The 26,517-nt window shown below is 37.5% G+C and carries 25 protein-coding genes; 8 read left to right on the top strand and 17 right to left on the bottom strand.

The window, feature by feature from the left end; genetic code table 11:
- Nucleotides 1-48: 48 nt before the first annotated feature.
- The 5 genes from AC3QLY_RS03095 to dnaN all read right to left on the bottom strand — a co-directional run bounded on the left by AC3QLY_RS03095 (nucleotide 49) and on the right by dnaN (nucleotide 5,077).
- Nucleotides 49-1,536 carry a glycoside hydrolase family 32 protein gene (locus AC3QLY_RS03095; RefSeq protein ID WP_074419881.1) on the bottom strand — a complete coding sequence of 496 codons (1,488 nt, stop codon included), beginning with the start codon at nucleotides 1,534-1,536 and terminating at the stop codon, nucleotides 49-51.
- Between the two features lie 236 nt (nucleotides 1,537-1,772).
- Nucleotides 1,773-2,153, bottom strand: a complete 381-nt coding sequence (locus tag AC3QLY_RS03090) for a DUF5684 domain-containing protein (RefSeq protein ID WP_074419880.1) — start codon at nucleotides 2,151-2,153, stop codon at nucleotides 1,773-1,775.
- A gap of 110 nt (nucleotides 2,154-2,263) precedes the next feature.
- Nucleotides 2,264-2,998, bottom strand: coding sequence for a 3-deoxy-manno-octulosonate cytidylyltransferase (gene kdsB, locus AC3QLY_RS03085; protein ID WP_074419879.1), 735 nt, complete (start codon nucleotides 2,996-2,998; stop codon nucleotides 2,264-2,266).
- Between the two features lie 35 nt (nucleotides 2,999-3,033).
- Nucleotides 3,034-3,861, bottom strand: a complete 828-nt coding sequence (locus AC3QLY_RS03080) for a sterol desaturase family protein (RefSeq protein ID WP_081301272.1) — start codon at nucleotides 3,859-3,861, stop codon at nucleotides 3,034-3,036.
- A 100-nt stretch (nucleotides 3,862-3,961) separates the two neighbouring features.
- Nucleotides 3,962-5,077 (bottom strand): DNA polymerase III subunit beta, encoded by a 1,116-nt coding sequence (dnaN, locus tag AC3QLY_RS03075; protein WP_074419878.1) that lies wholly within the window; start codon nucleotides 5,075-5,077, stop codon nucleotides 3,962-3,964.
- Nucleotides 5,078-5,219: 142 nt separating this feature from the next.
- On the opposite strand from dnaN, the gene AC3QLY_RS03070 reads away from it, so the two are divergent.
- From AC3QLY_RS03070 to nagA, 4 genes are read left to right on the top strand one after another with little or no spacing between them, the layout of a single operon-like run.
- The gene (locus AC3QLY_RS03070; protein ID WP_228733185.1) at nucleotides 5,220-5,702 is read left to right on the top strand and encodes a regulatory protein RecX; all 483 of its coding nucleotides are present in this window, start codon (nucleotides 5,220-5,222) and stop codon (nucleotides 5,700-5,702) included.
- On the top strand, nucleotides 5,699-6,640 hold the full coding sequence (locus AC3QLY_RS03065) for a lipid A-modifier LpxR family protein (protein WP_074419877.1): 942 nt from the start codon (nucleotides 5,699-5,701) through the stop codon (nucleotides 6,638-6,640). Before AC3QLY_RS03070 ends, AC3QLY_RS03065 begins: the two co-directional genes overlap by 4 nt.
- Before the next feature lie 9 nt (nucleotides 6,641-6,649).
- On the top strand, nucleotides 6,650-7,441 hold the full coding sequence (locus tag AC3QLY_RS03060) for an amidohydrolase (protein WP_074419876.1): 792 nt from the start codon (nucleotides 6,650-6,652) through the stop codon (nucleotides 7,439-7,441).
- Complete coding sequence (nagA, locus tag AC3QLY_RS03055; RefSeq protein WP_228733184.1) at nucleotides 7,410-8,543, top strand: N-acetylglucosamine-6-phosphate deacetylase; 1,134 nt, start codon at nucleotides 7,410-7,412, stop codon at nucleotides 8,541-8,543. The genes AC3QLY_RS03060 and nagA overlap by 32 nt, the downstream gene beginning before the upstream one ends.
- Nucleotides 8,544-8,934: 391 nt before the next feature.
- Here nagA and AC3QLY_RS03050 read toward each other — a convergent pair whose 3' ends face one another.
- The 9 genes from AC3QLY_RS03050 to AC3QLY_RS03010 all read right to left on the bottom strand — a co-directional run bounded on the left by AC3QLY_RS03050 (nucleotide 8,935) and on the right by AC3QLY_RS03010 (nucleotide 16,657).
- Nucleotides 8,935-9,621 (bottom strand): cytochrome c biogenesis CcdA family protein, encoded by a 687-nt coding sequence (locus tag AC3QLY_RS03050; protein WP_074418481.1) that lies wholly within the window; start codon nucleotides 9,619-9,621, stop codon nucleotides 8,935-8,937.
- Nucleotides 9,618-9,983: a heavy-metal-associated domain-containing protein gene (locus AC3QLY_RS03045; RefSeq protein ID WP_081300511.1), complete on the bottom strand. Its 366-nt coding sequence runs from the start codon at nucleotides 9,981-9,983 to the stop codon at nucleotides 9,618-9,620. Before AC3QLY_RS03045 ends, AC3QLY_RS03050 begins: the two co-directional genes overlap by 4 nt.
- Before the next feature lie 37 nt (nucleotides 9,984-10,020).
- Nucleotides 10,021-12,417, bottom strand: coding sequence for a heavy metal translocating P-type ATPase (locus tag AC3QLY_RS03040; protein WP_492990571.1), 2,397 nt, complete (start codon nucleotides 12,415-12,417; stop codon nucleotides 10,021-10,023).
- A 45-nt stretch (nucleotides 12,418-12,462) separates the two neighbouring features.
- Nucleotides 12,463-12,747 carry a thioredoxin domain-containing protein gene (locus tag AC3QLY_RS03035; protein WP_288072364.1) on the bottom strand — a complete coding sequence of 95 codons (285 nt, stop codon included), beginning with the start codon at nucleotides 12,745-12,747 and terminating at the stop codon, nucleotides 12,463-12,465.
- A 53-nt stretch (nucleotides 12,748-12,800) separates the two neighbouring features.
- Nucleotides 12,801-13,178 (bottom strand): metal-sensing transcriptional repressor, encoded by a 378-nt coding sequence (locus AC3QLY_RS03030; protein WP_288072366.1) that lies wholly within the window; start codon nucleotides 13,176-13,178, stop codon nucleotides 12,801-12,803.
- A 290-nt stretch (nucleotides 13,179-13,468) separates the two neighbouring features.
- The gene (gene merA, locus AC3QLY_RS03025) at nucleotides 13,469-15,172 is read right to left on the bottom strand and encodes a mercury(II) reductase (RefSeq protein WP_492990569.1); all 1,704 of its coding nucleotides are present in this window, start codon (nucleotides 15,170-15,172) and stop codon (nucleotides 13,469-13,471) included.
- Between the two features lie 156 nt (nucleotides 15,173-15,328).
- Complete coding sequence (locus AC3QLY_RS03020; protein ID WP_492990567.1) at nucleotides 15,329-15,550, bottom strand: hypothetical protein; 222 nt, start codon at nucleotides 15,548-15,550, stop codon at nucleotides 15,329-15,331.
- 121 nt (nucleotides 15,551-15,671) lie between these two features.
- Nucleotides 15,672-16,289: a mercuric transport protein MerTP gene (merTP, locus tag AC3QLY_RS03015; RefSeq protein ID WP_492990565.1), complete on the bottom strand. Its 618-nt coding sequence runs from the start codon at nucleotides 16,287-16,289 to the stop codon at nucleotides 15,672-15,674.
- Complete coding sequence (locus tag AC3QLY_RS03010) at nucleotides 16,286-16,657, bottom strand: ArsR/SmtB family transcription factor (protein ID WP_492990563.1); 372 nt, start codon at nucleotides 16,655-16,657, stop codon at nucleotides 16,286-16,288. Before AC3QLY_RS03010 ends, merTP begins: the two co-directional genes overlap by 4 nt.
- A gap of 297 nt (nucleotides 16,658-16,954) precedes the next feature.
- Here AC3QLY_RS03010 and AC3QLY_RS03005 point away from each other — a divergent pair, with 297 nt between their 5' ends.
- The 3 genes from AC3QLY_RS03005 to AC3QLY_RS02995 are packed head-to-tail and all read left to right on the top strand — an operon-like array spanning nucleotide 16,955 to nucleotide 19,566.
- On the top strand, nucleotides 16,955-17,926 hold the full coding sequence (locus AC3QLY_RS03005) for an ABC transporter substrate-binding protein (RefSeq protein ID WP_492990561.1): 972 nt from the start codon (nucleotides 16,955-16,957) through the stop codon (nucleotides 17,924-17,926).
- Entirely contained in the window at nucleotides 17,926-18,804 is an 879-nt protein-coding gene (locus AC3QLY_RS03000) for an ABC transporter permease (RefSeq protein WP_288096046.1), read from the top strand. Before AC3QLY_RS03005 ends, AC3QLY_RS03000 begins: the two co-directional genes overlap by 1 nt.
- A gap of 12 nt (nucleotides 18,805-18,816) precedes the next feature.
- On the top strand, nucleotides 18,817-19,566 hold the full coding sequence (locus tag AC3QLY_RS02995; RefSeq protein ID WP_492990558.1) for an ABC transporter ATP-binding protein: 750 nt from the start codon (nucleotides 18,817-18,819) through the stop codon (nucleotides 19,564-19,566).
- 49 nt (nucleotides 19,567-19,615) lie between these two features.
- Here AC3QLY_RS02995 and AC3QLY_RS02990 read toward each other — a convergent pair whose 3' ends face one another.
- Complete coding sequence (locus AC3QLY_RS02990) at nucleotides 19,616-22,012, bottom strand: alpha-L-rhamnosidase-related protein (protein WP_492990556.1); 2,397 nt, start codon at nucleotides 22,010-22,012, stop codon at nucleotides 19,616-19,618.
- Nucleotides 22,013-22,278: 266 nt separating this feature from the next.
- On the opposite strand from AC3QLY_RS02990, the gene AC3QLY_RS02985 reads away from it, so the two are divergent.
- The gene (locus AC3QLY_RS02985; RefSeq protein WP_492990554.1) at nucleotides 22,279-23,355 is read left to right on the top strand and encodes a cbb3-type cytochrome c oxidase N-terminal domain-containing protein; all 1,077 of its coding nucleotides are present in this window, start codon (nucleotides 22,279-22,281) and stop codon (nucleotides 23,353-23,355) included.
- A 43-nt stretch (nucleotides 23,356-23,398) separates the two neighbouring features.
- On the opposite strand, the gene AC3QLY_RS02980 is transcribed toward AC3QLY_RS02985, so the two are convergent.
- Nucleotides 23,399-24,712, bottom strand: a complete 1,314-nt coding sequence (locus tag AC3QLY_RS02980) for a Gfo/Idh/MocA family protein (protein ID WP_492990552.1) — start codon at nucleotides 24,710-24,712, stop codon at nucleotides 23,399-23,401.
- Between the two features lie 97 nt (nucleotides 24,713-24,809).
- Nucleotides 24,810-26,168 (bottom strand): 3-keto-disaccharide hydrolase, encoded by a 1,359-nt coding sequence (locus AC3QLY_RS02975; protein ID WP_288072737.1) that lies wholly within the window; start codon nucleotides 26,166-26,168, stop codon nucleotides 24,810-24,812.
- Between the last annotated feature and the right edge of the window lie 349 nt (nucleotides 26,169-26,517).

Below are 26,517 nucleotides of genomic sequence, written 5' to 3'. Positions count from 1 at the left end.
TTTGCAACCCGAAAGCTGTACAAAGATATCATCTGCGCTTGAAAAATATTACCAAATTGATTTCATGGGCCAAATAGTAATGCGTTTAAAAACAGCACCTTCGCCGGTACTATAAATGGTTAAGGCATTGTTTTCTTCTCCTGGAAATACCTGAACTGTAAAAACCTGTTCGCCATTATTTACAAATACTTCAACAATACTTTTATCAAAAAACACCTGCCATTTCAATTCATTATTCACTAAACGAACAGGGGCTGCAGAAACCGGTCTTGCTGCAAATGCTGCACTAAAATAATCGGGTGTATTACTTCTGTTAATAAATACCTGTTTTGTAACTGAATTATAACCAATCGTCATCCCCAGTCCGTTACCAACTGCCAATTGAATGCCGGTTTCGCCGGTTGCTGCCGGTTGCATTATAAATTCACCCTCCCAAACATTTCCTTTAAAAGAGAGGGTATCTGATTTTTTAGTGAGGTTTTTAACGGAATAAACCACCGATTGTTTTCGTAATAATTGCAAAGCAGGCACCGGGGTTTGAATTAACTGCCAACCATCGTTTATTTTTTTAAGTTGTAAAGTTCTGGGTAATGCTGCGGTACCTTTCCAGGGATAGGTTGGAATTTCGTTGGCATAATTCCAGTTGTTCACCCAACCTATGCTGACGGGCTTTCCCAAGGGATTGGAATGATAGACTATGGCCGCATAATAATCGGTACCAAAATCGGGTTTTAAAATTTTTGATTTCGGATTTTCGCTTACAAAATTTTTACCATTAAAATTGCCTACAAAATATTGCATGCCTGCATTTTGCGAAGTGAAAAGCACCCATTTATACATTCCCGGTTGCCCCATTACGGGCACTTTCATTAAATCGGGGCATTCCCAAACCCCGGAAGTATCGCCTGCCGGACCAAAAACTCCCAGTTGCTTCCAGTCTCTTAAATTGGCTGAGCCATAAAATGCAATTTGATGTGTAACTGGATAAGACAAACTCATTACCCATTGTTTTTCCGGTGCATACCAAAATACATTGGGATCTCTAAAATCTTTTTTGTTTTCATTCAGCACCGGATTGGCATTGTATTTCTTCCATTGTAATCCATTATCGATGCTATAAGCCAAATTTTGTGTTTGCAACATATCGGTACTTCCGGTATAAATAGCCACCAAAGGTGGGTTGGCTTTTGAGCCAAAACCACTGGTATTCTCAACATCAGCTACTGCAGAACCGGAAAATATCATGATGCCGTTTTCTTCCTCTAATGCAACAGGCAATTGCTTCCAATGAATTAAATCTTTACTCACGGCATGGCCCCATGACATGTGCCCCCACACATTGGCAAAGGGATTATATTGATAAAATAAATGGTATTGCCCTTTGTAAAATACCAATCCGTTAGGATCATTCATCCAATTATGTTCAGGCGTAAAATGAAACTGAGGACGAAAATTTTCGCCATACAATTTCAACTGCCCAAATACCGAACTATTAATGATGCATACCATTGCATAGAATAGTAAATTTTTTTTCATGAACACAGTTTTAAACATGAGATGCATAGCAAAATTCTTGCTTATTTTGAAGGCACATTCACAGGAATTGTATTAACAATAGCTTTAACGAAAAGTTCAAACAAAATTAATGTATAAATACTGCGTAAAGGTATGTAAGCTTAGGTTAAATTAATTAGAAGCGATATAAAAAAGCCTGCCCTGTATCATTTACAGCGCAGGCATGTCAGGTAAAGGTTTGATTGGTTATGAAATGCTTACGTCAGGGCTACATAATTATTCCCCGCAGGGCCTTTATAAGTAGCATCACCAAATGCCAGAATAGGATAAAAGATGAATGGCAATATCAATAAGCCAATTGTAAAGCCTTCTTCTTTTCCAAAACTTTTAGAAAGCAGGTTTACCGACCAAATGGCAAATACAATGTTTACAACAGGAATCAGCATTAGCAGCAACCACCACCAGGGTTTACCAATTACCCGCATTAAAACAATAAAATTGTAAATGGGAATAATGCAAGCCCATCCAGGTTGTCCGGCCTTTTCAAAAATCTTCCATTGTGCTATCAGCACTAATAAAATAATGGCCAAATAAGCAAATGCAATGGTGTCAAATAAAGCAAAAGAAAAGTCGTTCATAAGTTGTTGTTTTAAGTGTTATAATCTTTTGGATTAATATTTTACCGGTTAAAATAAACAATCAAAACCACTTATGTAATAGTTGTAAAAAAAATAGTGGAGCGTGCTGATTAATTATCTTTTTTCTCTTGTAATAATTTACCTGCTTTTTCCAAATCATCCGGTGTATCAATTTCAACACCCATATATTCCGTAACCACCATTTTAATGGGCACGCCATTTTCTAAGTAACGCAGACATTCAATTTTTTCGGCAGCTTCCAGCGGAGTAATGGGCCAGTTTGTAAAATTGAGTAACAATTGCTTTTTAAATGCATAAACACCAATATGCTCATAATAAACCGGCGTTGTGGCAGTATCTCTTCTATAAGGAATAACACTACGACTAAAAAATAAAGCATTATTGTTTTTATCAACAACCACTTTTACATAATTGGGGTCAGCAATCAGTTTTTCATCTTGCAAAACCTGCATTAAAGAGGCAACCTGCACTTGTGGATCAGTAAAAACATTCAATAATTTTTGCAAGGGTTCTTTTTGAACAAAGGGTTCATCGCCCTGCACATTTACAATAATATCTGCATCCAATTGTTCTGCAGCTTCGGCTATCCGATCACTGCCACTTTCATGATTTTTTTTGCTCATCATGGCATTTCCTCCGTGCGCTACAATTTCATTATGAATAGCAGAACTGTCTGTTACTACCCAAACTTCATCAAACAACTGGGTTTCAACAGTATTGTCGTAAGTATGGCGAATGACGCTTTTATTGCCCAGCAACTGCATTAATTTGGCAGGATAACGGGTAGCAGCATAACGGGCAGGGATTAGTGCAACAATCTTCATGCAATTTTTTTTACAAAGATGGCAGATTTAGAAAACTACTCTTTAATTTTTTGAAAAGGTTGTTTTAGGAGCTGCATAAAATCTTCATCTTTTTGATTGGGATAATATTTATCTAACCCATATTTAATTTTATTTGGGGCCAAATTTTTAAATGTGCCCAATAACCGATCCCAAATAGAAATTATGGCACCATAATTACTATCGGTATACGGCTGCTGCCAATGGTGGTGTACTTTGTGCATATTGGGCGAAACGAGTACATAACTCATACCCTTATCTAACCATCCGGGCAACCGTAAATTTGCATGTGTAAATGCGGTATCGGCTACCAATATGGTTTGAAAAATCATCACCGCATACATGGGTGCGCCACTGGCTGCAATTCCCAAAAAGAAAAACAAGCCACGCAATACACTTTCAACAGGATGGTGGCGTAAGCCGGTGGTAACATCTACATTATTATCGGCATGATGCACCACATGAAAACGCCAGAGAAACGCAACTTTATGTTGTGTAATATGCACCAGCCATCCGCCAAAAAAATCCAATACCAAAAATGAAATTAAAATGGTTCCCCAAATTCCTGCATGTACCCAATATACCAAACCAAAACCTCTGGCTGCGCACCAATCGCTTAGTTCAATAATAAAAACAGCTAAGAAGGTATGAATGATTAAATGAATAACTGTAAATGCAAAATTTACGCCGGCATGGTGTACTTTATTTTTTTTGTAGTGAAGGGGCACCAAGGGTATAGCACCTTCCCAAATCCAGAAAAACAATAAACCGGCCACTAAAATCACCATCCGCTCTACCGGATGCCGGTCAAGTGTTTGAAAATGTTCAATGAGGTTTTCTATCATAATGGCAAACAATTGTACCCAATTTACAAAAAATTGCAATTGTATAAAAAACAAACCCCGCAGTTGGCGGGGCTGTATATTAGAAAAAATGTAAGAAGGTTTAATTATTCAGCATCAATGGCATTACCAACATCACCAATTCTTCATTTTCGGCCTGTTCAGATGGTTTAATAATACCTGCTTTGGTGGGGGTAGATAATTCTATGACCACTTCGGTAGTATCGGCAGCATTCAGCATCTCAATCATAAACCGTGCATTAAAAGCAATTTGTAAATCGCCTCCATCAAACTGGCAAGCCATTCTTTCATTGCCTTCAAAACTAAAATCAACATCCTGGGCAATTAAATGCAACTCATTACTGCTAATGGTGAGGGCTACCTGATTGGTACTTTTGTTGGAGAATACACTCACCCTGCGCAACGCATTCTGAAAATCGGCCTTGTTAACAATCAGTTTATATGGATTATCAACAGGAATCACCACTTTATAATCGGGGAAACGTGCATCAATTAAGCGGCAGGTCATTTGTATTTGTCCATGACTTACAAATAAATGGCTGCTGTTATAACTCAGGCTAATTTCATCTTCATTATCCGGCAACGCATTTTTCAATAAGTTCAATGGTTTTTTGGGAACAATAAAGGAATCATCGGCAGATGCTTTGGCGTCGGTACGTTTATATTTTACCAATCGGTGAGCATCTGTAGCTACTAACTGAACTGATTCTGAACCTAATTCAAAAAAAACACCCGTCATAGCCGGCCTTAAATCATCATTACTAACTGCAAACAGGGTTTTATTAATGGCAGTAACTAAGGCGCTACTGGTCATTGTAAAGGCAGTAGCATCATCTGCCACCGGCTCTTTGGGAAAATTATCCGGATTTTCGCCCATTACTTTATACTTGCCATTATCGCTGGTAATTTCAACTGCATAATTTTTATCAATATCAAAAGTGAGTGGCTGGTCAGCAATATTTTTTAATGTATCCATTAAAATTTTAGCAGGAATGCAGACTTTTCCGTTGGTTTTACTTTCTACTTCTAATTGCACCCGCATTAAAGTTTCCAAATCAGTGGCTACTACATGCAGTTTTTTCCCTTCTATTTCAAACAAAAAATCTTCCAGAATGGGCAATACGGTATTGGCGCTAATTACCCCGCTTATATGTTGCAATTGCTTTAAAAGGGAGGATGAGGATACAATAAACTTCATATTTTTCTCAATTTTGTAATGGCAACAAACCTACTGTAATTTGTTAATATTTCATACAGAAATTATTTCCGGTTATTAACATAATTGCGGCTATTCCAATTTGAATGATTTAGTTTTGAACAGCAAAGCAGAAATGAACAGCATGCAGCAAAAACTTACACCGGAACAGGCCCTTCAAAAAGTAAAGCATTATTGTGCCTATCGCGAACGCAGCCATGATGAGGTAAAACAAAAATTGTATGGCCTTGGACTGTATACAACCGATATAGAAAAAATAATGACCGGTTTAATTGAAGAAAACTATTTAAACGAAAGTCGTTTTGCTATTTTATTTGCAGGCGGCCATTTCAGACAAAAAAAATGGGGGCGTAAAAAAATTGAATTTGAACTAAAACAAAAAAAAGTAAGTGCCTATAATATTAAAAAAGCACTTGCTTCCATTGATGAAACCCAATACCGGCAAACACTGCAGGAGTTGGTTTCAAAAAAATGGCAAAGCCTTCAGGGTGATCATTACTTTGCCAAAATGGCCAAAACACGGGTCTATTTACAACAAAAAGGATATGAGCCTGCACTCATTGCACAGCAAATACAATTGTTAAAAGAACAAACAAAAACTGCATGAAATATTTTTGGTGGATAGGTATTTGCTGTTGCTGGATAACTGCCGCCTATTCGCAGGAGGCATCAACAAACAGCTTTCATCAGTCATTCTCTTTTACTACGGATAATGATGCTTACCTGTTGCAAAGCAATGATAAATATTATACCAATGGATTGTATTTTCAGTACAATAGGGCTGGCAAAAACCAAACAGCCACTATTATACATGGCTTTGAAGCGGGGCAGGCTTTGTATACCCCAAGGTTACTAACTTATTATCCCGATAGTGTAGACAGGCCTTATTGTGGTTATTTATTTGTGCAATACAAACATACCCGTTTACAAAAAAAATATGGTTTACAGTGGAATGTGGCAGTGGGCACTATCGGAAATAACTCATTAGGCCAAAATTTTCAAAATGGCTTGCATCATACGCTGGGATTATATCCGGTGAATGATTGGTATAAACAGGTGCAGGTACCCTTTACATTGAATGCAGGAATACGTTACACCCCATTTATTCCGGCATTAGCTGAGAAGAAATCTGCCAAAATTGTTCCTGTAATTGAACTCAATGCAGGCAATGTATACACCAATGCCAAATTAGGAATGATGTTGGTTTGGGGTATTTACCACCACAACGAAAATAGTGCACTTTGGGATGCAGATATTAGCCAATTGCCCAACAACAATACTCATTCATTTGAATGGTTTGTGTATTTTTATCCTCAGGTAACACTGCAGGGATACAATGCTACCATACAGGGCAGTAGCAGCAACACAACTACTACCATTGCAGGCACACCTGAACAATGGATGTACCAGCAAAGTTGGGGAATGGTTTTTGCCAAAGCCCGTTGGATGAGTAAAGTAGAAATTGTATACCAAACCAAAGAGTGTATTACCCAGTATTTGCCGCAACGCTATGCATCTTTACAATTAGCGTATCGTTTTCGTTAAAACATGATTATGACAGCCTTACATATCAGTCTTATTCAAACCGATTTAGTTTGGGAAAATATTTCCGAAAACTTAAAACAATTGGAAGAAAAAATAAACCGTGTTCCCAACGGTACCCATTTGGTGGTACTTCCCGAAATGTTTAGCACAGGCTTTAGTATGCAACCTGAACGGCTTGCAGAAACCATGCAAGGCACTACGATTAAATGGATGAAACGTATGGCAGCAACAAAAAAAACCATTGTAACAGGCAGTATGATTATTACAGAAAACAATCATTTTTATAACCGGTTAATATGGATGTTGCCAAACGGACAAATGGGGAAATATGACAAACGCCATTGTTTTGCCTATGCCGGCGAAAATGAACATTATACTCCGGGAAACAGCAGATTGATTGCCTCTGTAAATGGATGGAAAATCAATCTTCAAATTTGTTACGATTTACGCTTCCCGGTTTGGGCCCATCAACAATCTACCCACCCACCAGAATATGATGTAATGTTGTATGTAGCTAATTGGCCCGAAAAAAGAATACACGCATGGAAAAGCTTATTAGTGGCAAGGGCTATTGAAAACCAATGCTATGTTATTGGCGTGAACAGGGTAGGGGCTGACGGTAATGGCATTGCACATAGTGGCGATAGCATGGCCATAAACCCGATGGGTGAAATAATATGGCACGAAAGCGGCCATGAGGCTATTGGTAATATTGTTTTAGATGCAATTTTTTTACAGGAGGTACGTGCAAAATTTCCATTTTTAGCTGATGCCGACACATTTACCATTCACCATGCGTAACCAGCAAGTTATTTACGCAAAAAAAATTTTTACTGGAAGCCAGTGGTTACAACATCATTGTATACACATTACAGATGGTATGATTACCAAAATTGAAGCTTTTGATGTGGCTGAAAATGCTACCATCTACCCCATCATTGCACCTGCTTTCATAGATGCACAGATTTACGGAGCACATGAACAGTTATTATCGGTATATCCTTTTTCTGAAAGTTTATGGGCATTGTACGATTATTGCAGCAAAGGGGGTGCATTGCACTTTTTACCCACCGTAGCCACCAATACCAAAGAAGTGATGTATGCCTGTATTGATGCGGTAAGAGCCTATTGGAAAGAAGGCGGCAAAGGTTGTTTGGGATTGCATTTGGAAGGCCCATGGATTCATCCTGCAAAAAAAGGGGCGCATATTGAAGCACTCATTCATTCACCCACTTTCGAAGAAGTAGATGAATTATTGGCTTATGGAAAAGACATTATTAAAATGATAACATTAGCGCCAGAAGTTTGTGACAGCAGTATCATACAGCAATTACTTCAAGCCGGTATTATTGTATCAGCCGGTCACAGCAATGCCTCCTATCAGCAGGCAACAGCTGCTTTTAATAACGGCATTACAACGGTAACGCATTTATACAATGCCATGAGTCCGTTGGCACACCGCGAGCCAGGTTTGGTAGGTGCTTCCTTATTGCACTCTACGGTAATGTCGTCTATTATTCCTGATGGCCACCATGTGCGTTTTGAGGCCGTACAAATAGCACAAAAACTGATGCAAGATCGATTGTTTGCCATAACAGATGCTGTTACCACTACCCACTCCGGGCCTTATCAGCATTATTTAAATGGCGATAAATATGAAAGCAATGGTATTTTAAGCGGTTCTGCCTTATCCATGCACAAGGCCCTGAAAAATTTAATAAACGAAGTAAAACTAAGTCCTGAAACTGCTATGAATATGTGTAGCCTATACCCGGCCAAAATGCTTGGATTACATAACGGTTTAGGCTTACTGAAAGAAAAATACAAGGCCTGTTTTATTGTAATGGATGAAGATTATGAACTGTTGAATTGTTTCAATGGCGAAAGTTGGATAGTTGAATGAATCTTGGAATATCGAATCGGGAGAGACTTTAAAGTACTATACCGCCTTTTTTTATTCGGTATTGGTATGGAGAAAATTTTCGTTTATGCAGAAATTTCTATGCCTTCGTTTTGCTTTTAATACATTATCTTAAAACTTCTGCTTCGTTCTATTTTTCATCATGCCTAACTGGCTCAGCAACTCAATATAGGTGTGTATCTTTACCAAAAGCAATTACTGTTAATTTTATTCATTTGCTCAATATTATATAATTAATTATTTATATACTAAAATTTTTATCCTATTAACATAAATACATTATTTATTTAATATAATTTATTTAGAAATCATTAGGAATTAAATTGTTGAATCAGCTTTTTGTGAGTGAACTTAATAATTTTTAATTAAAATTTTATTGTAAACCGATAAATACTTTAATATAGTAGTAACAAACAAAAAGTAAAGCAAACCCACTAACTATTTGTATGCTTCTTCTCAACCAAGTAAGTTGTGCAAACTTTGTAACAGCACCTGCAAAGATGCTAACAATTAAGAATGGCAATCCTCTTCCAATACCAAAGGCCAGAGCAAGTACAACACCATAAAGAGGATTTGCGGTTGCAGTGGCCACTGAAAGAAGCAATAATAGAGGAGCAGCAGAGGTTCCTAAACTAAATATCAATCCATAAACAAAAGAGCCACTTATACCAGGGCGACGGAAAGAGGTTAATTTAGATATGGTGAGCTGAGGCCCATAAAAGGCAACAACAGCAGCAATTACAGATATTAATGCCATAGATAAAGCCCAATACTGACCAAATTCTTCAGTAAAAAATATACCTAATTTCGCTGCTACACTTCCTAATACAGAAAGACAAACGACTATGCCAAAAAAGAATGCAAAGGCAATCATCACACCTTTATTAGATTTCTTTTCTGAATTGCTGCTTGTAAGGCCTGCTATACCAAGACCCACAGGTAAAGTACATGGGCATACACCTGTTGTAATAATTCCTGCACCCATAGCAATTATCAGACTATAAACAGATCCATTAGCAAGTGCATGGTTAAACTGCTGTAAAAAATGTTCTAAACTCATTGTTTTACTTCTTGAGGATTTCCAGCTTTATATCCTTTGTCGTTTACCGCTTTTTGTATCTGATCAACTTTTACTTTTTGCGGGTCATAAGTGAAGTAAGCATATCTCTTTTCGAGGTTTACCTCTACATCTGAAACCCCATCAATTGACTTAATTGCATGCTTTACATTAGATTGACAAGCACTACAAGTCATACCGTCAACCGGCATTTTTACTTTTTGCATTACCACAGTTTTTCTTTGTTCTTTAACCTTCACAGTTCCATCTTGTTTTTGTTGTTGAACACAGGAAGAAACTGACAGGGCAATAATCACTATGCAAGGTATTAGTTCCTTGATATGCAATAATTTTATCTTTAACATAAATAATTTTTATATATAACTTTTTATATTAAAAAATTTATAATTCAACTGCTGTGAACCCTTGCTGTTCCAAAACACTTTTCAATTCCTCATGCTTTGTTATTTCAGGATAATAATTAATCTGTACTTGCTTCTGAACAATTTTAGGCTTTACAACTTTTACACCTGGTAAAGCAACGAGGGAAGTAGTTATCTTTTCTGCACAACCTTCACATATCATATTAGAAACTTTAAATCTTGCTTCCGTTAACCCTGCAGTTACTTCTTCTTTAATGATTTCGAGCCTTAAAGACCTTATGCGAAGCGTATTAATTAATATAAAAAAAATACTTATTATCATTATTACAATAGCAAGTATTGGAGTTATAAAACCAAATGCTGCCAACAGCATTCCCGCAATATTAAATAGCACGGCAATAATCACATTACTTGTCATTGTTTTATAACTTTCTTTTCCTAGTATAACTGCATTCAATACATCTATCAATTTGTCGCCAATTAAAATAACCCCCGCAGCTTCAATAGCTACATCAGTACCTGCACCGATTGCAATTCCTACGTCAGATTGAGCCAAAGCAGGGGCATCATTTATTCCATCACCCACCATTGCAACTCTAAAGCCTTTCTTTTGTAATGCTTCAATGGCGCTCGCTTTTTCACCGGGTAATAATTCGGCCTGTACTTCATCAATACCTAATTTTTCTGCAATTGGAACTGCCGATTGTTTAGTATCACCTGTAAGCATTACTGTTCTTATGCCTCTATGCTTTATCTTTGCTATTACCTGAGCACCTGTGGGTCGTGGTGTGTCTTGCAAAGCTATAAGCCCCATTACCTGATTCCCTTTGCAAACAAGCACAGTAGTTTTCCCTTCACTGCCTAAAGCTGTTATTAAAATTCTTATTTCTTTTGAAATATTAATACCACTTTGTTCTATAAACGAAGGTTTTCCTGCCAGTATTGTTTCGTCATTTATACTTCCTGCAACACCTTTGCCAGGTATAGCTTTAAAATTATTTACAGATAATTTAGGCGCAGCCTCCTTTTGTGCAAAGAAAGCAATGGCTTGCCCTATAGGATGTTCAGATTTAGTTTCCAATGCCTCTGCAACAGATAAAAGTTCTATCTTATCACCATTCAAAGCATGTACATCTGTTACGGTAGGTTTACCATAAGTAAGTGTGCCTGTTTTATCAAAAACAATGGTATCAACTTTTGATAACCCGTAAAATACCTCACTGGCTTTTACAAGCAGCCCAATTGAAATTCCTTTACCGCCAGCTATTGCAGCAAGCATCGGCGTAGTGATGCCTAAGGCACATGGATAACCCATAATGATGGTAGTAAGTAATACTAGCGTTGCCTGAATGTAATTACCGGTTACTAAACCCCATATAAAAAAGGCAATAGTAGCAGTAATAAATACAACCGGTCCGAAATAGTTCATGAGTTTATCTGCCAACAATTCAACAGGCGGTTTCTTTTCAGCGATGCGGCTCATTAAACTAACAATTTGGCTTAGAAAACTATCCTGACCAATCTTGGAAACTTTAATTTGTAAGGCTCCATCAAGATTTAGTGTGCCACCTATTACAGTAGAACCAATTTCTTTATTTGAGGGTGTACTTTCACCGGTAAAACTTGCTTCATCAACACTTGCACCCCCATTCAATACTACACCATCTAATGGTATTCTTTCACCTGGTCTTACTTCTACAATTTCACCAACCAATACATCTTTTGTCAATACATCTACAAATTGTTCACCTCTCAACACCCTTGCTTTAGCCGGCTGTAGATCAATTAATTTTCGAACAGCATCAGAAGCTTTTTTACGGGTATCTAACTTGAAATATGCAAAGAACAAATGGAGTGACATTAACCAGCCCGCTACCGGCAAAAAATTGGGTAGTGCCTGATTGAAAAGAGAGGCAACTCCTACTGCAAAAGAACCCCAGGCGCCAACAGATAATAATACATTGGCATTAATTACCCTTTGCCCTATAGCCATGATGGTTTTCCGTAAAATCGGGTATCCAACCCAAAATAAAATAAAAGCAGCAACAACTAAACTAAACCATGCACGATATAGTTGGAGTAAACCAAAGAGATTTAAAGGATCAACTAATAAATCAATTACAGAAGCTACCATCCCAATAGTACCACGCTGTTTTATTAAATTAAAAATATCTTCATCCGTTTTATATTGTTGCACTTCGGTAGATGAAACACTATAGCCCAGGTTTTCCACAGCTTCTGCCAGTTGTTCACGGCTCATTTTAGATGTATCCGCTTCTACTAATACAATACCATGAACAAGATTCACCATCACGCTTCTCACAGCCGGATTGCGCTTTAACGCTTTTTCAACACTCATAGTGCAGAAAGAACACATCAAACCGGAAACTTTCATTTGAACACTTTCAGTAGCCATACAAGTAAATTAAGGAGTAAAATAAATTAATTAAGCGTAGCTAAATTATGCTAACTTCCCTATGCCTGCGCTTTTCAATTCTTCCACAGAAATTCCATTATGAAGGCAGCAGGACAATAGCTTACCATTTACAGCAATTGCTGGTACTGTATTAATACTGTAAGACTTTACTTTTTTCAGACAATCTTTTGTATTGCAAGATTCAGCTATGTTATAAATAATTACATCACAAGAACTGCAAGCCATTGCCTTTACCATTTCTACTACGGGGTCACAAACAGTGCAACCGGCAGTAAATAATTCAATTTTTCTTTTTGTTTGAGTTTTCATAACTTTAAAATTTTGATTATAGAACAAAGCTCAGATGGCAGGTGGGTGTCCTCCTAATCTTTTTTAGAAATGTTTTTATTGTGTTCTTCCAATCGTTTATTGATAGCATTAATTTCTTTTATTTTAGAGGTGATTTCATCAAGTTCAAGTATAGGAAACTGTTCTTTGATAAATTCTATTTTTTCAGCATCCTGGCAGTTTCCAGGGCAGGTATTCATTACCTGCACTAGTTTTAACGCAAGGCTTTTTCTAAATACCTCATCAAGTAATAAGTAATGTGCTTTTTGTAATCCCTGATCAGCGGCTTTAAATTGCACCAATATTTTGTCAAAGTCGGTATCATTATCTATCATATTTAAAATACCTTCTATTTGACCTCTAACAGTGGAAAGGCGTTTTTTTAAATCGCCTGTTAGTTCGTTTGGAATCATAAACTAAGATTTATAAGAAACGAAAATATTGTGCAGGGGGGTCTTCATCAATATATATTTTATTTTTTAGAAACTTTTAAAACTTAAACCACAGCAATTCAGAATGATCATTATTATGAATGGACTATCAGTCGTGCTATAAATATTTTGGCTTAGCTAACTTGCATGTAAGGATTCGTGCTATTATTTAGAAAAATTAAGCGTTTAGCCTTAAAAATTTGAGTATTATGATAAATTGTTTTATTCTCTTCAACTTAGATAAAAGGTAAGTTTACCTATTTAATTTTTTATCAACTAGCGCAGCAACTTAGCTTAGCCACATCTTTACCAAAAGTTATGGCAGCTAATTTAATACCCTCACCCAAAGTAAGATAAGGATATAGATTTTCTGCCAGGGTTTTGATGGTTGTTTTTTGCTGAATAGCCATACTTAGCAATTCAATTAATTCGCCGCCTTCGGGGGCTACCACTCTTGCACCAATCAAAGCATCGGTTTCCTTATTGCGTATAAGTTTAATAAAGCCTCTTGTGTCGTTTGCTGCGAGTGAACGGGGTACATTATCTAATGTTAGTTTAGAAACTTCAAAAGGAATATTGAGTGCCGCAGCCTGCGCTTCATCTAACCCCGCCCCTGCTATTTGCGGGTCGGTAAATACTACCCAGGGCAAAGCAGCATAATCGGTTTTGTTTTCACTCCCGGTAAATGCATTTTCAACTGCAATTTTACCTTCATAGGCAGCCGTATACACAAAGGCGGGAGTGTTAGCCACATCGCCAACGGCATAAATATTGGGTAGGTTGGTTTCCATCATTGCATTTACCTGAATATGGCCTTTCGGCGTTAATTGCAGCCCAATTTTTTCTAATCCTAATTTTTCTGTATTGGCTTTTGTGCCAGATGCTACTACCACTTTACCCGGTTCAATCAATTGGGTAAAAGAACCATCCGGGCATTTGCAATGAATAATCGTATTGTTGCCCGATTTTTCAAATTTAACAGCCCGGAAATTGGGCAATATTTCTATGCCCTCATTCCGCATGTGCTTCTCAATTTCTTCGCTAATGTCGGGTGTCTGGGTACGCAAAACCCTATCTGTAAATTCAATAATACGCACTTTTGTTCCCAAACGGTTATAGGCCATCGCAATTTCCAATCCTATATAACCGGCACCCATAATGGTAATACTTGTGGGTTGTTCTTCTAAATCAAATAAGGAAACATTAGTCAAATAACCAATGGAATCCAGCCCCTCAATGTTCGGAACATTAGTAGTAGCACCTGTAGCTATAATAAATTTCAGGGCAGTATATTTATCTTTTCCATTCACTACAATTGTTTTTGCATCTTCAAAACCTGCCCATCCATTGATCATGGTAAGCTGTTTAAAATCTTGTACTACATCTATATATTTTTTTTGCTGCAGGGTATGCACCAATGCTTTTTTATCTTTGATTACCTGCGCAAAATCAATGTCAAAGCCTTTGGGTTTGATGCCTGAAAAATTGGAATGAGAGGCATGATAAGCGGCTTCAGCAGCTCTGATTAAAGTTTTAGAGGGCACACACCCCACGTTTACACATGTGCCGCCAAAAGGGAGGCCGGCATTGACCATTAAAGTAGAAAGACCTAAACTTTCTGCTTGAATAGCTGCCGAAAAAGCGGCAGAGCCCCCACCAATTATAATCAAATCAAAATGATGAGCGCCGGAAACACTCTGATTCTTTTGTGCCCGATAACTTGCAGAACGATTAATTGAAGCAATAATTGCATCTGCGCTCCCCGTTTCCGGGTTAAAAACCACTTCCCCTTTTCCTTCCTGAAACTGAACATTGGCGCTTACAATTCCGGGATTAGAATGAATAATTTTTTCAACAGTACGGGCACAATGCTCGCAGGTCATACCAGTAATTTTCAACAAAATTTTTTCCTGTTGCGCATCATTTTGCGTATTATCTAACTTGTTATCGGCATTTGATTTTTTAAAGAAACTCATTGAAATATATTAATTAATTGATGAATAATAGTTAGGTAATTTTGCATACCCATACTTTTTTTATTAAATACAATTCATATACAATATATTAGTTATCAGCAGTATGCGTCATGCTTTTGTCCTTCATTACAACTGCATTATATCCTGTCTTTTCAATCACAACCATAATTGCTTTTTAGAAATTTTTGAAGCGTCACATTTAATGATGCCGATATTTCCAGGATATTGAATTACATCGCTGATAATTCCACTCGTTTTAGCTAATTCGGAATGAATATGATTAGAGTATTCTGCACAAAACATTCCTGTAATCTTAAGCGTAACTGTTTTAATATCATCTTGGGTATGCAACATAACCTGTTGGGTGTTTGTATGCATTGCTTTTGCAGCACAACTTCCTCCGCAACCACTTATGTGTTTATTAAGCCAATGGTTGTGATAGTACCCATAAATGTGTATTTCATAGTAATAAATTAAATTTTAAAAAATATTTCTACATTTATTCAACTGCCGATACGCCTGAAACTTTGTATCCGGTTGCGTTTACAGCATTTACAAGGGTATCTAATTTGGTTTCAGCGGCATTGTATTCTACTGTACTGCTGGCATCTTTAAATGCGGTTTCAAACTTTATTACTCCCGGCACTTTTGACAAAGCCAGATTAATGGTTGAGCTGCAGGCTTCACAATCCATTCCTTCAATCTTTAATTTTACGGTTCGCACAGCTGATTTATCAACATACACCACTTCCTTTTTTTCTATTTTAGGAAAGAAGATAGAGGAGTAGGAAGGGAAAGCCATTAGCAATACAGCCAAAACAGTTACAATACCTAAAAAAGATTTGCTTTTCCAAAATGAAGGTTTGTCTTCTTCACAATCGCAGGCAATTTCATTAGCACTGCGAGATTTTAATTTTTGATACCAGGCAAATGCTAATACCAGTACCGTTATACCAATTAAAACGGGGCGGTAAGGCTCCATCCACGAAAAAGTAGATGCAATGCCGGTAACACCACTTATTAAAGCCAGCACCGGTGTAATACAGCATAAAGAGGCAATAAAAGCTGTTGCCAATATGGCTATCCAGGTTTTTCCGTTTGATTTTTCCTGTTTCATACGAATTGATTTTGTTGGTTGAGTTGTTGAATGTATTTAAATAAACCGCGCAGCATTTTTAAATGCTCGGGCTTTAATGAATAAAAAATGGTTTGCCCTTCTTTTCTGGCCTGAATAATACCACCATCCTTCATTTTTCGCAGGTGTTGTGATATGGCCGGAATACTCATCCCTAAAATATCACTTAAATCGCAAGGACATAATTCTTTTTCTTCTTCCAATAAATATAAAATCTTTAAACGGGCTTCATTACCGGCCAATGCCAATACTCCCGAAATGCTATCGAATGCTTCCTGGGTTTGTTCTAATTTTTCTTTGCACTGATTAATTTGAACAGGATCGGCATATAAACGAATACAAATACTCATATTGTTGATATTTTAGCAAAACTACACTTTTTTAATTATTTAAGCAAGTACTTAAATAAAAATTTTGTTAAACCCTGCTATTTAGATTTTATTATACCCAATAGTCGTTGAACGGTTTAATTCCTGACAAAAGAAAAAACGGATGCCTTAATTACGAAAATGCGTTGATAGCATTGTACACTTTATAAATACTCATTGCGTTTTTTTCGATAAATATGGAAAAACCAACTCTGTGGCCTAATTTTAAACAATGAATTAAAATTGTTGTTAATGAAGCTATTAAAATTTTCCAAAGGCATGAAGCTTTCAATATATTGCACTTTTATATTTTTTATATTATTCTTAACCGCCTGCAACAACCATAAAGGCAACTTGCCTGTTATAGGTTTTGCTGATGCATTTGAGGATAATACCATTGAACAGGCAAAAACCGGATTTATAGATGCCTTAAAAGCGCATGGGTTTGATGAAAGTAAAGGCACTGTAAAAATTATATACCGCAATGCACAAGGCAGCATACCCATGTTAACACAAATTATTCGCTATTTTATTACTGAAAATGTAACACTTATTGCAGCAAATGCCACTTTACCTGCCATTACTGCCATTCAGAATACTAAAACCATTCCTGTATTTATGATGGTAGCTGCAACGCCGCAACTCATGAAATTAACGGATGCCAAAGGCAACATGCCACCCAATCTTTTTGGCGTGGGCGAAAACTTAAATTATATCGATACTTCCTTTTTACTGATTCCACAAATATTACATTCTGCTGCCAATAAACCATTAACGGTTGGTATGATTTTCAATCAGTCAGAACCTCAATCGGTTGAGGCCATTAATCGTATTAGAAACCTGGCTTCAGCTAACCATATTCAATTGGCTTCATTACCCGTAAATAGCAGTGCAGATGTTTTATTAGTAACCCAATCGCTTTTATCAAAACACATTGATGCATTTTTTGCCAATCCCGATAATACTGTTTTTGCATCTTTTGAAAATATTGTAAAAGCATGCAACGAGCAACAGGTACCTATTTTTACGAGCGAAGCAGGATTGGTGGCTCGTGGAGCCGTAGCAGCTTTTGGAGCCAATATTTATGATTGGGGGCATCAGGCCGGTGAACAGGCTGCGGCTTTTTTGCAAGCAAAAAGCACAAAGGGTTTGCAATGGCAAATGGTAAAAATTAGAAACAGGGTATATAATCCTGCAGTTGCTAAAAGGTATCATTTACAATTTCCTACGGATTATAAACCCATACAATAATGGACTTTTATTTATCTGCATTGGTTCTATCGTTGTGCCTCGGGGCTATGTCGATGGGTGTTTTTATTTCCATGCGCATCTTTAATATTCCCGATATTACTACCGATGGTAGTTACACGTTAGGTGCGGCTGTTACTGCATTGTTATTGGTAAACCACTGGCCTTTATTCCCGGCAATGTTCATTAGCATGTTGGCCGGAGCCACCGCAGGTATTTGCACTGCCTATATTCATACCAAACTTAAAATTGATGCTTTATTGGCGGGCATTTTAGTAATGACCGGATTATATTCCATTAATCTAATAATTATGGGGCGTTCTAATATTCCACTGGTTAATCTGCCCACTTTATTTACATACATACATTTTTTTAATAATTCAACTTATAACGCACTTTTTACCGGCGCATTGATAATAGGGTTTTTTGTACTGTTATTATGGTTCATATTATTAACAGACTTTGGTATTGCCATGCGGGCAACCGGGAATAGCAGTAGCATGACCCGATCATTAGGAATTAACAATAACAGAATGAAAATAATTGGACTGGCCATGGCCAATGCATTAACGGCACTAAGTGGGTCATTGGTAGCTCAATACCAAAGTTTTACCGATATTAATATGGGCATTGGTATTGTAATTGTTGGTTTGGGTTCAGTTTTAATTGCAGATGCTCTGCGCATTTGGCTCAATATTGTTGCAATTGGTTGGCAAATTGTACTGGTTATTGCGGGCAGCTTTATTTTTCAAATGGTACTGGCAGTTACCTTATCATTGGGTGTGGATCCCAATATATTGAAATTGGTTACAGCCCTTTTTGTATTGTTAATTGTTGCTTTACCCAGGGTAAAAAATGTACTAATGCATCAAAATGAATAATCTTTTTTGGGAATGATACAATTAGAACAAGTAACAAAAGTTTTTAATCCCGGAAGGGTGAATGAAGTGATGGCATTGAACAATGTATCACTGAATATTCAGCAGGGTGAATTTGTAATCATTATTGGCGCTAACGGTTCAGGTAAAACTACTTTGTTTAATACCATTGCTGGGGCTGTAATTCCAACAAAAGGGAAAGTATGGATTGCCGGAGAAGAGGTAACCACTTTGCCGGATTATAAAAGAAGCAAATGGATTGCAAGAGTTTTTCAAAACCCGTTTGATGGTACGGCACCCGACCTTACTATTCTGGATAATTTTAGACTGGCGGCATTAAGAACACAGAGCAAACCATTAAAAATAGGCATCAATACTGCATTTAAAAGGAGCGTACAAAATACCATTGCACGTTTGGGAATGGGTTTGGAAAATAAATTAAATCAACCCATGGGTACCTTATCGGGTGGGCAAAGGCAGGCACTTACCCTGTTGATGAGCATTATGGATACCACTACCGTTTTATTATTAGACGAACCCACTGCAGCCCTTGATCCAAAGTCGGCTGATATTATTTTGAATGTAGCACAGTCGCTTATTAAAGAATATCAATTAACCGCTATTTTCATTACACATAATTTAAAAGATGCCCAGCAATATGGCAACCGCCTATTACAAATACATCAGGGGAAATTAGTGCGTGACTTGAATGCGGCAGAAAAGCATAAACTATTATTACAAAACATGTATGAATGGTTTGGTTAAGCCTTTAAAATTTTCGTTTAATTATTTTACATAATAACAGAGCAGTAGCTCAATCTAACTCAAACGCATTATTGCCACTTTGTAAGGCATATATTTTATTTTTCCAAACCAATTGCCCCGTAACCGTTTTAGGCAACACAATTGTAATGGTCCATTTATTACCATTTTTTTTATAGGCCACATGTAACATTCCCTTAGGATGCGGCATTTGCCCGCTTATTTCTTTTATATTTCCGAGATGTGGTGTAATTTTTACTTTTTTAAATGCAGGTGCATCACTATCTATTCCCAATATGGTTCTATATACTTCAATATTCGGACTGGCCCCCCAGGCATGACAATCTGATCTGGAACCATTAATATCCGATGTTTCGGCCCAGGTGGTTAAGCCCATTGCAATGTTTTCTTTCCATATATCTAACCACTGTAAATAATCGTTTCCCAAACCTGCCATTACCAGTGCCTGATGCAGGTAATATTTAAAATAAATAGATGCAGGAGCCAATTGTTTGTTATGTAAAAGTTGCTGAGCCAGTGCAGTTGCCTGTTTCCCTGTGATAGTATGTGTTAAGATAGCCAGTGCATTGGTGTGCTGAGAAAAATAATCACCCTCATCAGTATCTGCAAATAATGCCTTATTGTTATACCAATATTTTTTTTGAATGGTTGTTTGTAACTGTATAGCCTTTGCGTTGTACAATTTTGCATAAGCCGGCATACCCAATTGTGCTTCTAATGATGCTGCTAATTGATAGGCCCATAACAGTTGCAAATCTAATATAGCAGATGAACCATCTTTTCCATACGGTGCCGTTCCACCATTCCAGCCTTTATAACCATCCACCCAATCCGTAAACATCCAATAGGGCACTTTACGCAATGTTCCGTCTGCTTGTTGGTATTGCTGAAAAAACCATAAAATATTTCTTACTCCCTGCAATTTATTGGCAATAAAAGCACTATCACCACGGTATTTCCAATAATCGGCCAACATGCCAATATACCATAACGAAAAGGTGGGAATTTGTTGCGGGGTGAATGATGGATGCCTGCTTAAGGTAATCCCTTCTGCAATTCTGGAATGGTCTATTTGGTTCAATGCATTTTTAACCAACCGGTCATCGCCACTATTGTATAAACCAATTAAAGCCTGAATGCGACTATCGCCAATATATTGCAGCTCTTCATAGTAAGGGCAATCCATAAATGTTTCAATAGCACATAAACGGGCAGTATGCCATCCTATGTTCAGTATTTTTTGTAAAAGCGTATCCGTTGTTTGCACACTTGCATTTTGTTGATAAGGATATCCGATAAAAGTATTATAAAAGTCTTCTATTGAAATGGGTTCGTTTTGTGTGGTTATGTTGAGTTGAATATATCTAAAAGTGCGCCATGCCAATGAATTAAACGCTTGCTTTGCAACACCGGAAGAAATGATGCTGTCTTTTCTTCCCAATATTATTTTATTGGCAATATCATTACGGTTTCCCTTTTCAAGTATGGGCTTTCCTTCTTTATCTTTTTCAAACAATGCTTCTGCATAAGTGCAGGTTATCGTTGCTCCATTTCCTCCTGAAAATAAAAGATGCACATAAGCATTGGTTAATACACCCTGATCCAATAAAATAGTAGCAGTAGTGTACGCAGGAACTTGAAAAGCAGCTTTTCCACTTAAAAAATCATGGGAGATAGTTACACCAATGGCACTCCGTATAGAAGTCATTCTTTGCAACTTTAATTCCATAGCAGGTAATGGATCGGGAATCAACATCCATTCGTTAATATCACCTATACCTTTGGGTTTAGCACCCGACCAGCCAATTTGTTGAGCCGGTTGCCATTGGCTGTCATCAAAATTATTTTGTTGCCATTGAAGCGGAAATTGATGCATATCAACTATTTCGCCCGGACCAGCAACATAGTATGCACTGTAGTCAATACCCGGCAATGGCCGATAAGCCATACACCGATAACTCTTCCAGGTGCTATTGGTATTGAGCATTTTTTCTAATGCATCATCCCCCACCAATACCCAAGCGGTACGGTGCGAAATTTGCGCTTCAGGCCGGTAATGACCTTCATTCCAAACGGCAGTTGCAATGGTATTGATGCCCTGCTGTAAATAGGGGGCAATATCAATCGTGGCAAATTTCCAGAAATATAAATCGCTTCGGGCAGGGCCAATACTTACTAATTTACCATTGATAAACAGTTGATAACGATTATCGGCTGAAATATGAATGATGAACTGATTGGGCTTGGATGGCAGAGTGATTTGCTTTCTAAAAAAATAAACCCCATAATCGGTAGGCGGGGTATTGGGTGCTGCTATCCAATAAGCAGGCCAGGTGTTTTTTAAAAGAGAAGGATTAATTTGTTGAGCATATACCCCATTACCTATTAGCAACAGATATAAGCAAGCATAAGCAATTCGTTTTTTCATCTTCAAAAAATTAGGTATTGAAAAAATGCAACCCCATTCACCACATAAAATTTCATTAAAAGTTACTTCAATTTACCACCCTATTTTAATTTTTCGATTTTTTTATTTTAGCTCCAATCAATAAAAGTAAGCACTATATCGCTACAACAAATACAAAATAGAATGCAACGGGGAGGAATGGCTTAGTGATATGACGAGCATCATACTTTATATTTTGAGGAGAGAATACATTGCTTTCATAATACACAACAACGCATTCACAATATATGGAAACAAATATGCAAATTTCGCAAACGCACTTTCTGCAACATCAAAAGCCATATCGCATATGGAAACTCATACAAATTATATTTTGGATAATTGGATTGGCTATTTTCTTTGCTTTGGTTTTTTTTCCTAAAACAGGTGTGCTCATTTTTTGGAATATATTGATTCCGATTGCTCCTGCCTTATTGGTATTTGCAACCGGCTTATGGCGAAATGTTTGTCCGTTATCTACCACTGTTTTACTACCAAGATATTTTAATTTATCGAAAAGAAACCGCATGAGTGCACAATGGCAAACCAGGTTACAATTTGTCTCTATCTTATTATTGTTTATCATTGTTCCTTTACGGCATCCTATATTTAACAATAACGGGCATGCTACTGCCATTTTATTAATGATGCTCATTGCTATTGGAATTACGATGGGTTTTTTCTTTGAATGGAAAAGTGCCTGGTGTTCAACCATTTGCCCCATTCATAGTGTAGAAAAATTATATGGTGAAAAACAATGGCTTACATTACCCAATGCACATTGCACCGCATGTGCAAACTGCTCTTTACCTTGTCCGGATTCTACACCTGATTTTCATCCAGGCAAAGCACACAAATCGTTACTACAAAAAATAAATGCCTTACTGATTATTGGCGGATTACCCGGATTTATTTGGGGTTGGTTTCAAGTGCCCGATATTCAATCTCCAATACCTCACTTTAATGCTTTGAGCACCTATGGTTTACCCTGGATAGGCGCCACAGCATCTATCATTCTTTTTCTGTTTCTAGTATCCTTTCTCGACAAAAAATCAACAGAAATACTTATTCAAATGTATGCAGCAGCAGGTGTTTCTATTTATTATTGGTACAGGATTCCGGAGCTATTTGGATTTTCAAAATTTAGTAATGATGGGTTATTGATTTCGTTAAAAAACAGCTTGCCACAGTGGGTGGTAACCCTCTTTGTGATAACAATTATTGTAATATTTATTTGGTGGCTGGTGTTTAAAAAACCCACCAAGAAAAGTTGGCTGATTCGTCCGGCATTTGTAAATAGAAACAATCAGTCAATCCAACATTAGGATATTGATTAAACAAATATCGGATATTGCAATACACAGTACATTATATTTCAGGTGCCCAACCTGGCTCATAAGTCCTTCCCCAAAGTGCCATAGCTTCAGCATCATCCAAAATATGGCCATTCCCGGCATCACAATACAAAGTACGGCCTACCCTTTGTGCAATATTGGCAAGATGACATAGTAAAACACTTTTACTACCTTCCGTTACCGGCGAGGTGATTTTAGTTTCGCCACGCACTGCCTGAATAAAGTTGCTAAAATGATAAAAATCTAAATTACCATTGGCACTCACCGGATTAGAAGGATCGGCTACTACCTCACTCTTTACTGCTTTCACCAATTTATTATCGTTATCATAAATAGCATAATCGCCACCGCCTTTATTCACCAAAGTACCTTTATCGCCATAAATAATAAAACCTCTGCCGGCGCCTTCAACAGGATAAATATTGCAGCTCCTGCTTTCCCAGGTAATGGCTTTTTGATGGCCAAATTCAAATCCGGCTACTTGTGTATCGGGGGTTTGCCAATCGTCTTTAAAAGCATAACGCCCTCCACTTGACGAAACTTTGGTTGGATAATCAACATTTAAAAACCAACGACAACAATCTATTTCATGCGTTCCATTATTACATGCTTCGCCGGTTCCCCAATGCCAAAACCAATGCCAGTTATAATGTATCAGATTATCCTGATAAGGTTTTCTGGGTGCAGGCCCCTGCCATAAATCATAATCTAATGTAGCAGGTACCGGTACTACCTTGCCGTAGCCAATGCCGGTACGGTTATTGGCATACCATGCTTTGGCAAAATAAGTATTACCAATAATGCCGCCATGCACTAAGTTTACTGCTTCTATTAAACTTGGGAAAGACCTGCGCTGATTACCCATTTGAATGAGTTTTCCATACCGCTGCATGGCGGTAACAATCATTTCGCCTTCATGCGGATTTTGTCCGCACGGCTTTTCCACATACACATGTTTCCCGTTTTGAACGCCTAAAATGGCTGCCGGTGTGTGCCAATGGTCGGGAGCTGCAATTACCAAAGCATCAAAATCTTTTTGTGTAACCAACTTACGTATATCATGTACTACAATGGGCCTCCGTTGGACATTTTTTAAAGCATCTAATCCGTTTTTAATAGCTCCGGCTTCCACATCGCAGATGTATGCCACTTCAACATTGGGCAATTGTGAAAAACTTTTTGCCAAATAAGCTCCCCTGCTGTTTACGCCCATAACGGCCACCACCACTTTATTACTCGGGGCTAATTTGCCAAAAACCGGAAAGTTTAAAATAGTTACACCTGCCGATGCAAGTGATACCTGTTCAATAAATTTTCTTCGTTGCATGTTGTTTTTTTATGAACCCGGCTGCAAAATTGCTATGCTGCTGCTGTTGCGTCGCACACTTGTACTATTGTAACGCTATGCAGCTAATTTGTTTCAACTATTGTAATGGTTTTATTTTAATGCTTCTATAGCTTACTTCATTGCCATGATCCTGCAATAAAATATGCCCTTGCCTTGCCTCGCCAAAATTTTTCCAGATTTTAAATTTGCTAATGGCTACCAACGCTCTAAAAGCCGGTGAGCCTCTGTCGTATTCCAACACTTTTATTCCATTCAAATAATGTTCAACATGGTTGTTGGGATATACCACTATTCTCCCTGTGTTCCAACTGCCAATAGGATGTACAAACCGAGCCTGCTTTTGCGCAGGAATTAAATCGTACAACGATGCCAAAGTTCTGTCGCCATCCCTGCCTAATTTGGCATCGGGGTGTAAGGCATCATCTAATACCTGATATTCTAATCCAATAGCAGAACCTTCATTGTGTTCGGTAAGGGTTACAAAATATTTTACACCACTGTTGGCACCGGGTGTTAATTTAAATTCAAACGATAAATCAAAAGCACTGTATTGGCCCAAAGTAACCACATCGCCACCGTTTCCTCCTTCCTTTCCTTGTGATGACAAAACGGTAATCATTCCATCTTTTATTTGCCAGTCGGTTTTAGGAAAATGGTCTTTATACGCCCCACGCCATCCATCACTGTTTATTCCATTGAACAATAAGTTCCAGCCCCATTTCTTTTCTGCATTACACAAATAGTTAGGTATGTTGTTTACAACGTACACGGGTTTGTGAAAAGGAGTGGGCTGCACATTTCCTGTTTGAATGCGTATATTTTTAAAATATACCTTCTCGCCGGACATAGCCGTATTGTTGCCAATACTATGTACCTGTAAGGCAATAAATCCTTTTGCATCCATCGTATCCACTACATAAGCAGCGGGTTCACCATTAATCCATGTTTTTATCTCATGGCCAATACATTCAATTTTAATATGATTAAATTGGCCAGGTAGGTATGCTTTTTGTGCTTCGGGATTTAGGCTGAGCGGATATAACCAGTCGCGGCGGGCTTCATCATACAATCCGCCGGTCCATTTTCTGGAAGAAGGGTCTAATTCATACTGGTATCCGTAAACCCTTCCAGCAGTATTTACATGGCTTCTCAGCTGTATACCCGAATTGGAGGTACTGTCGGGTAATTTGGCATCTAATTCCAAAACAAAATTGTCGTATTCTTTTTCGGTTCTTAAAAAACTATTGGGCGAGCCCGCTACCGTTTCTCCTACAATCATCCCATCCTGAACAGCATACTTTGCAGTTCCTGCTGCCAATTGCCAGCCCGTTAAATTTTTTCCATTAAACAATGAAACCCATTGTTGTGCGTGTAGGTTCGTAGTAATAAGAAATGATAATAACAATAGTTTTGAAAGGAACCGATTTTTGTTCATATGACAGCAATTAAGGAAATGAAATGTACAACGTTATGCGTATTTCTGCAATTAAAAATTGCTTATGAATATGATGTTTTTGCCATTTCATTTTTTCAATACCACGTTCAAATTCAATTTCATCATTTGTTCAGATAGCGAACCCATTTTTTTAAAGATATGTAAACCCATAGTTCTTGAAGCTTGTATTTGATAATTATCAAAAAATTGTGTGCCATTGCATATAAAAAACTGTTAAATGCAGTGATAAAGTGCGTTTTAACTACTCTATTCAACAACTACCCAACAATATTTTAAAAAATTGGGCTTTCAACAAACCAAAACAAAAATCTACCTTTAAAATATAAAC

The sequence above is a fragment of the Hydrotalea sp. GW822-HT8A01 genome, from assembly GCF_058798575.1.
The sequence above is the reverse complement of the archived record's forward strand: the minus strand, read 5'-3'. Positions and strand labels throughout refer to the sequence as shown.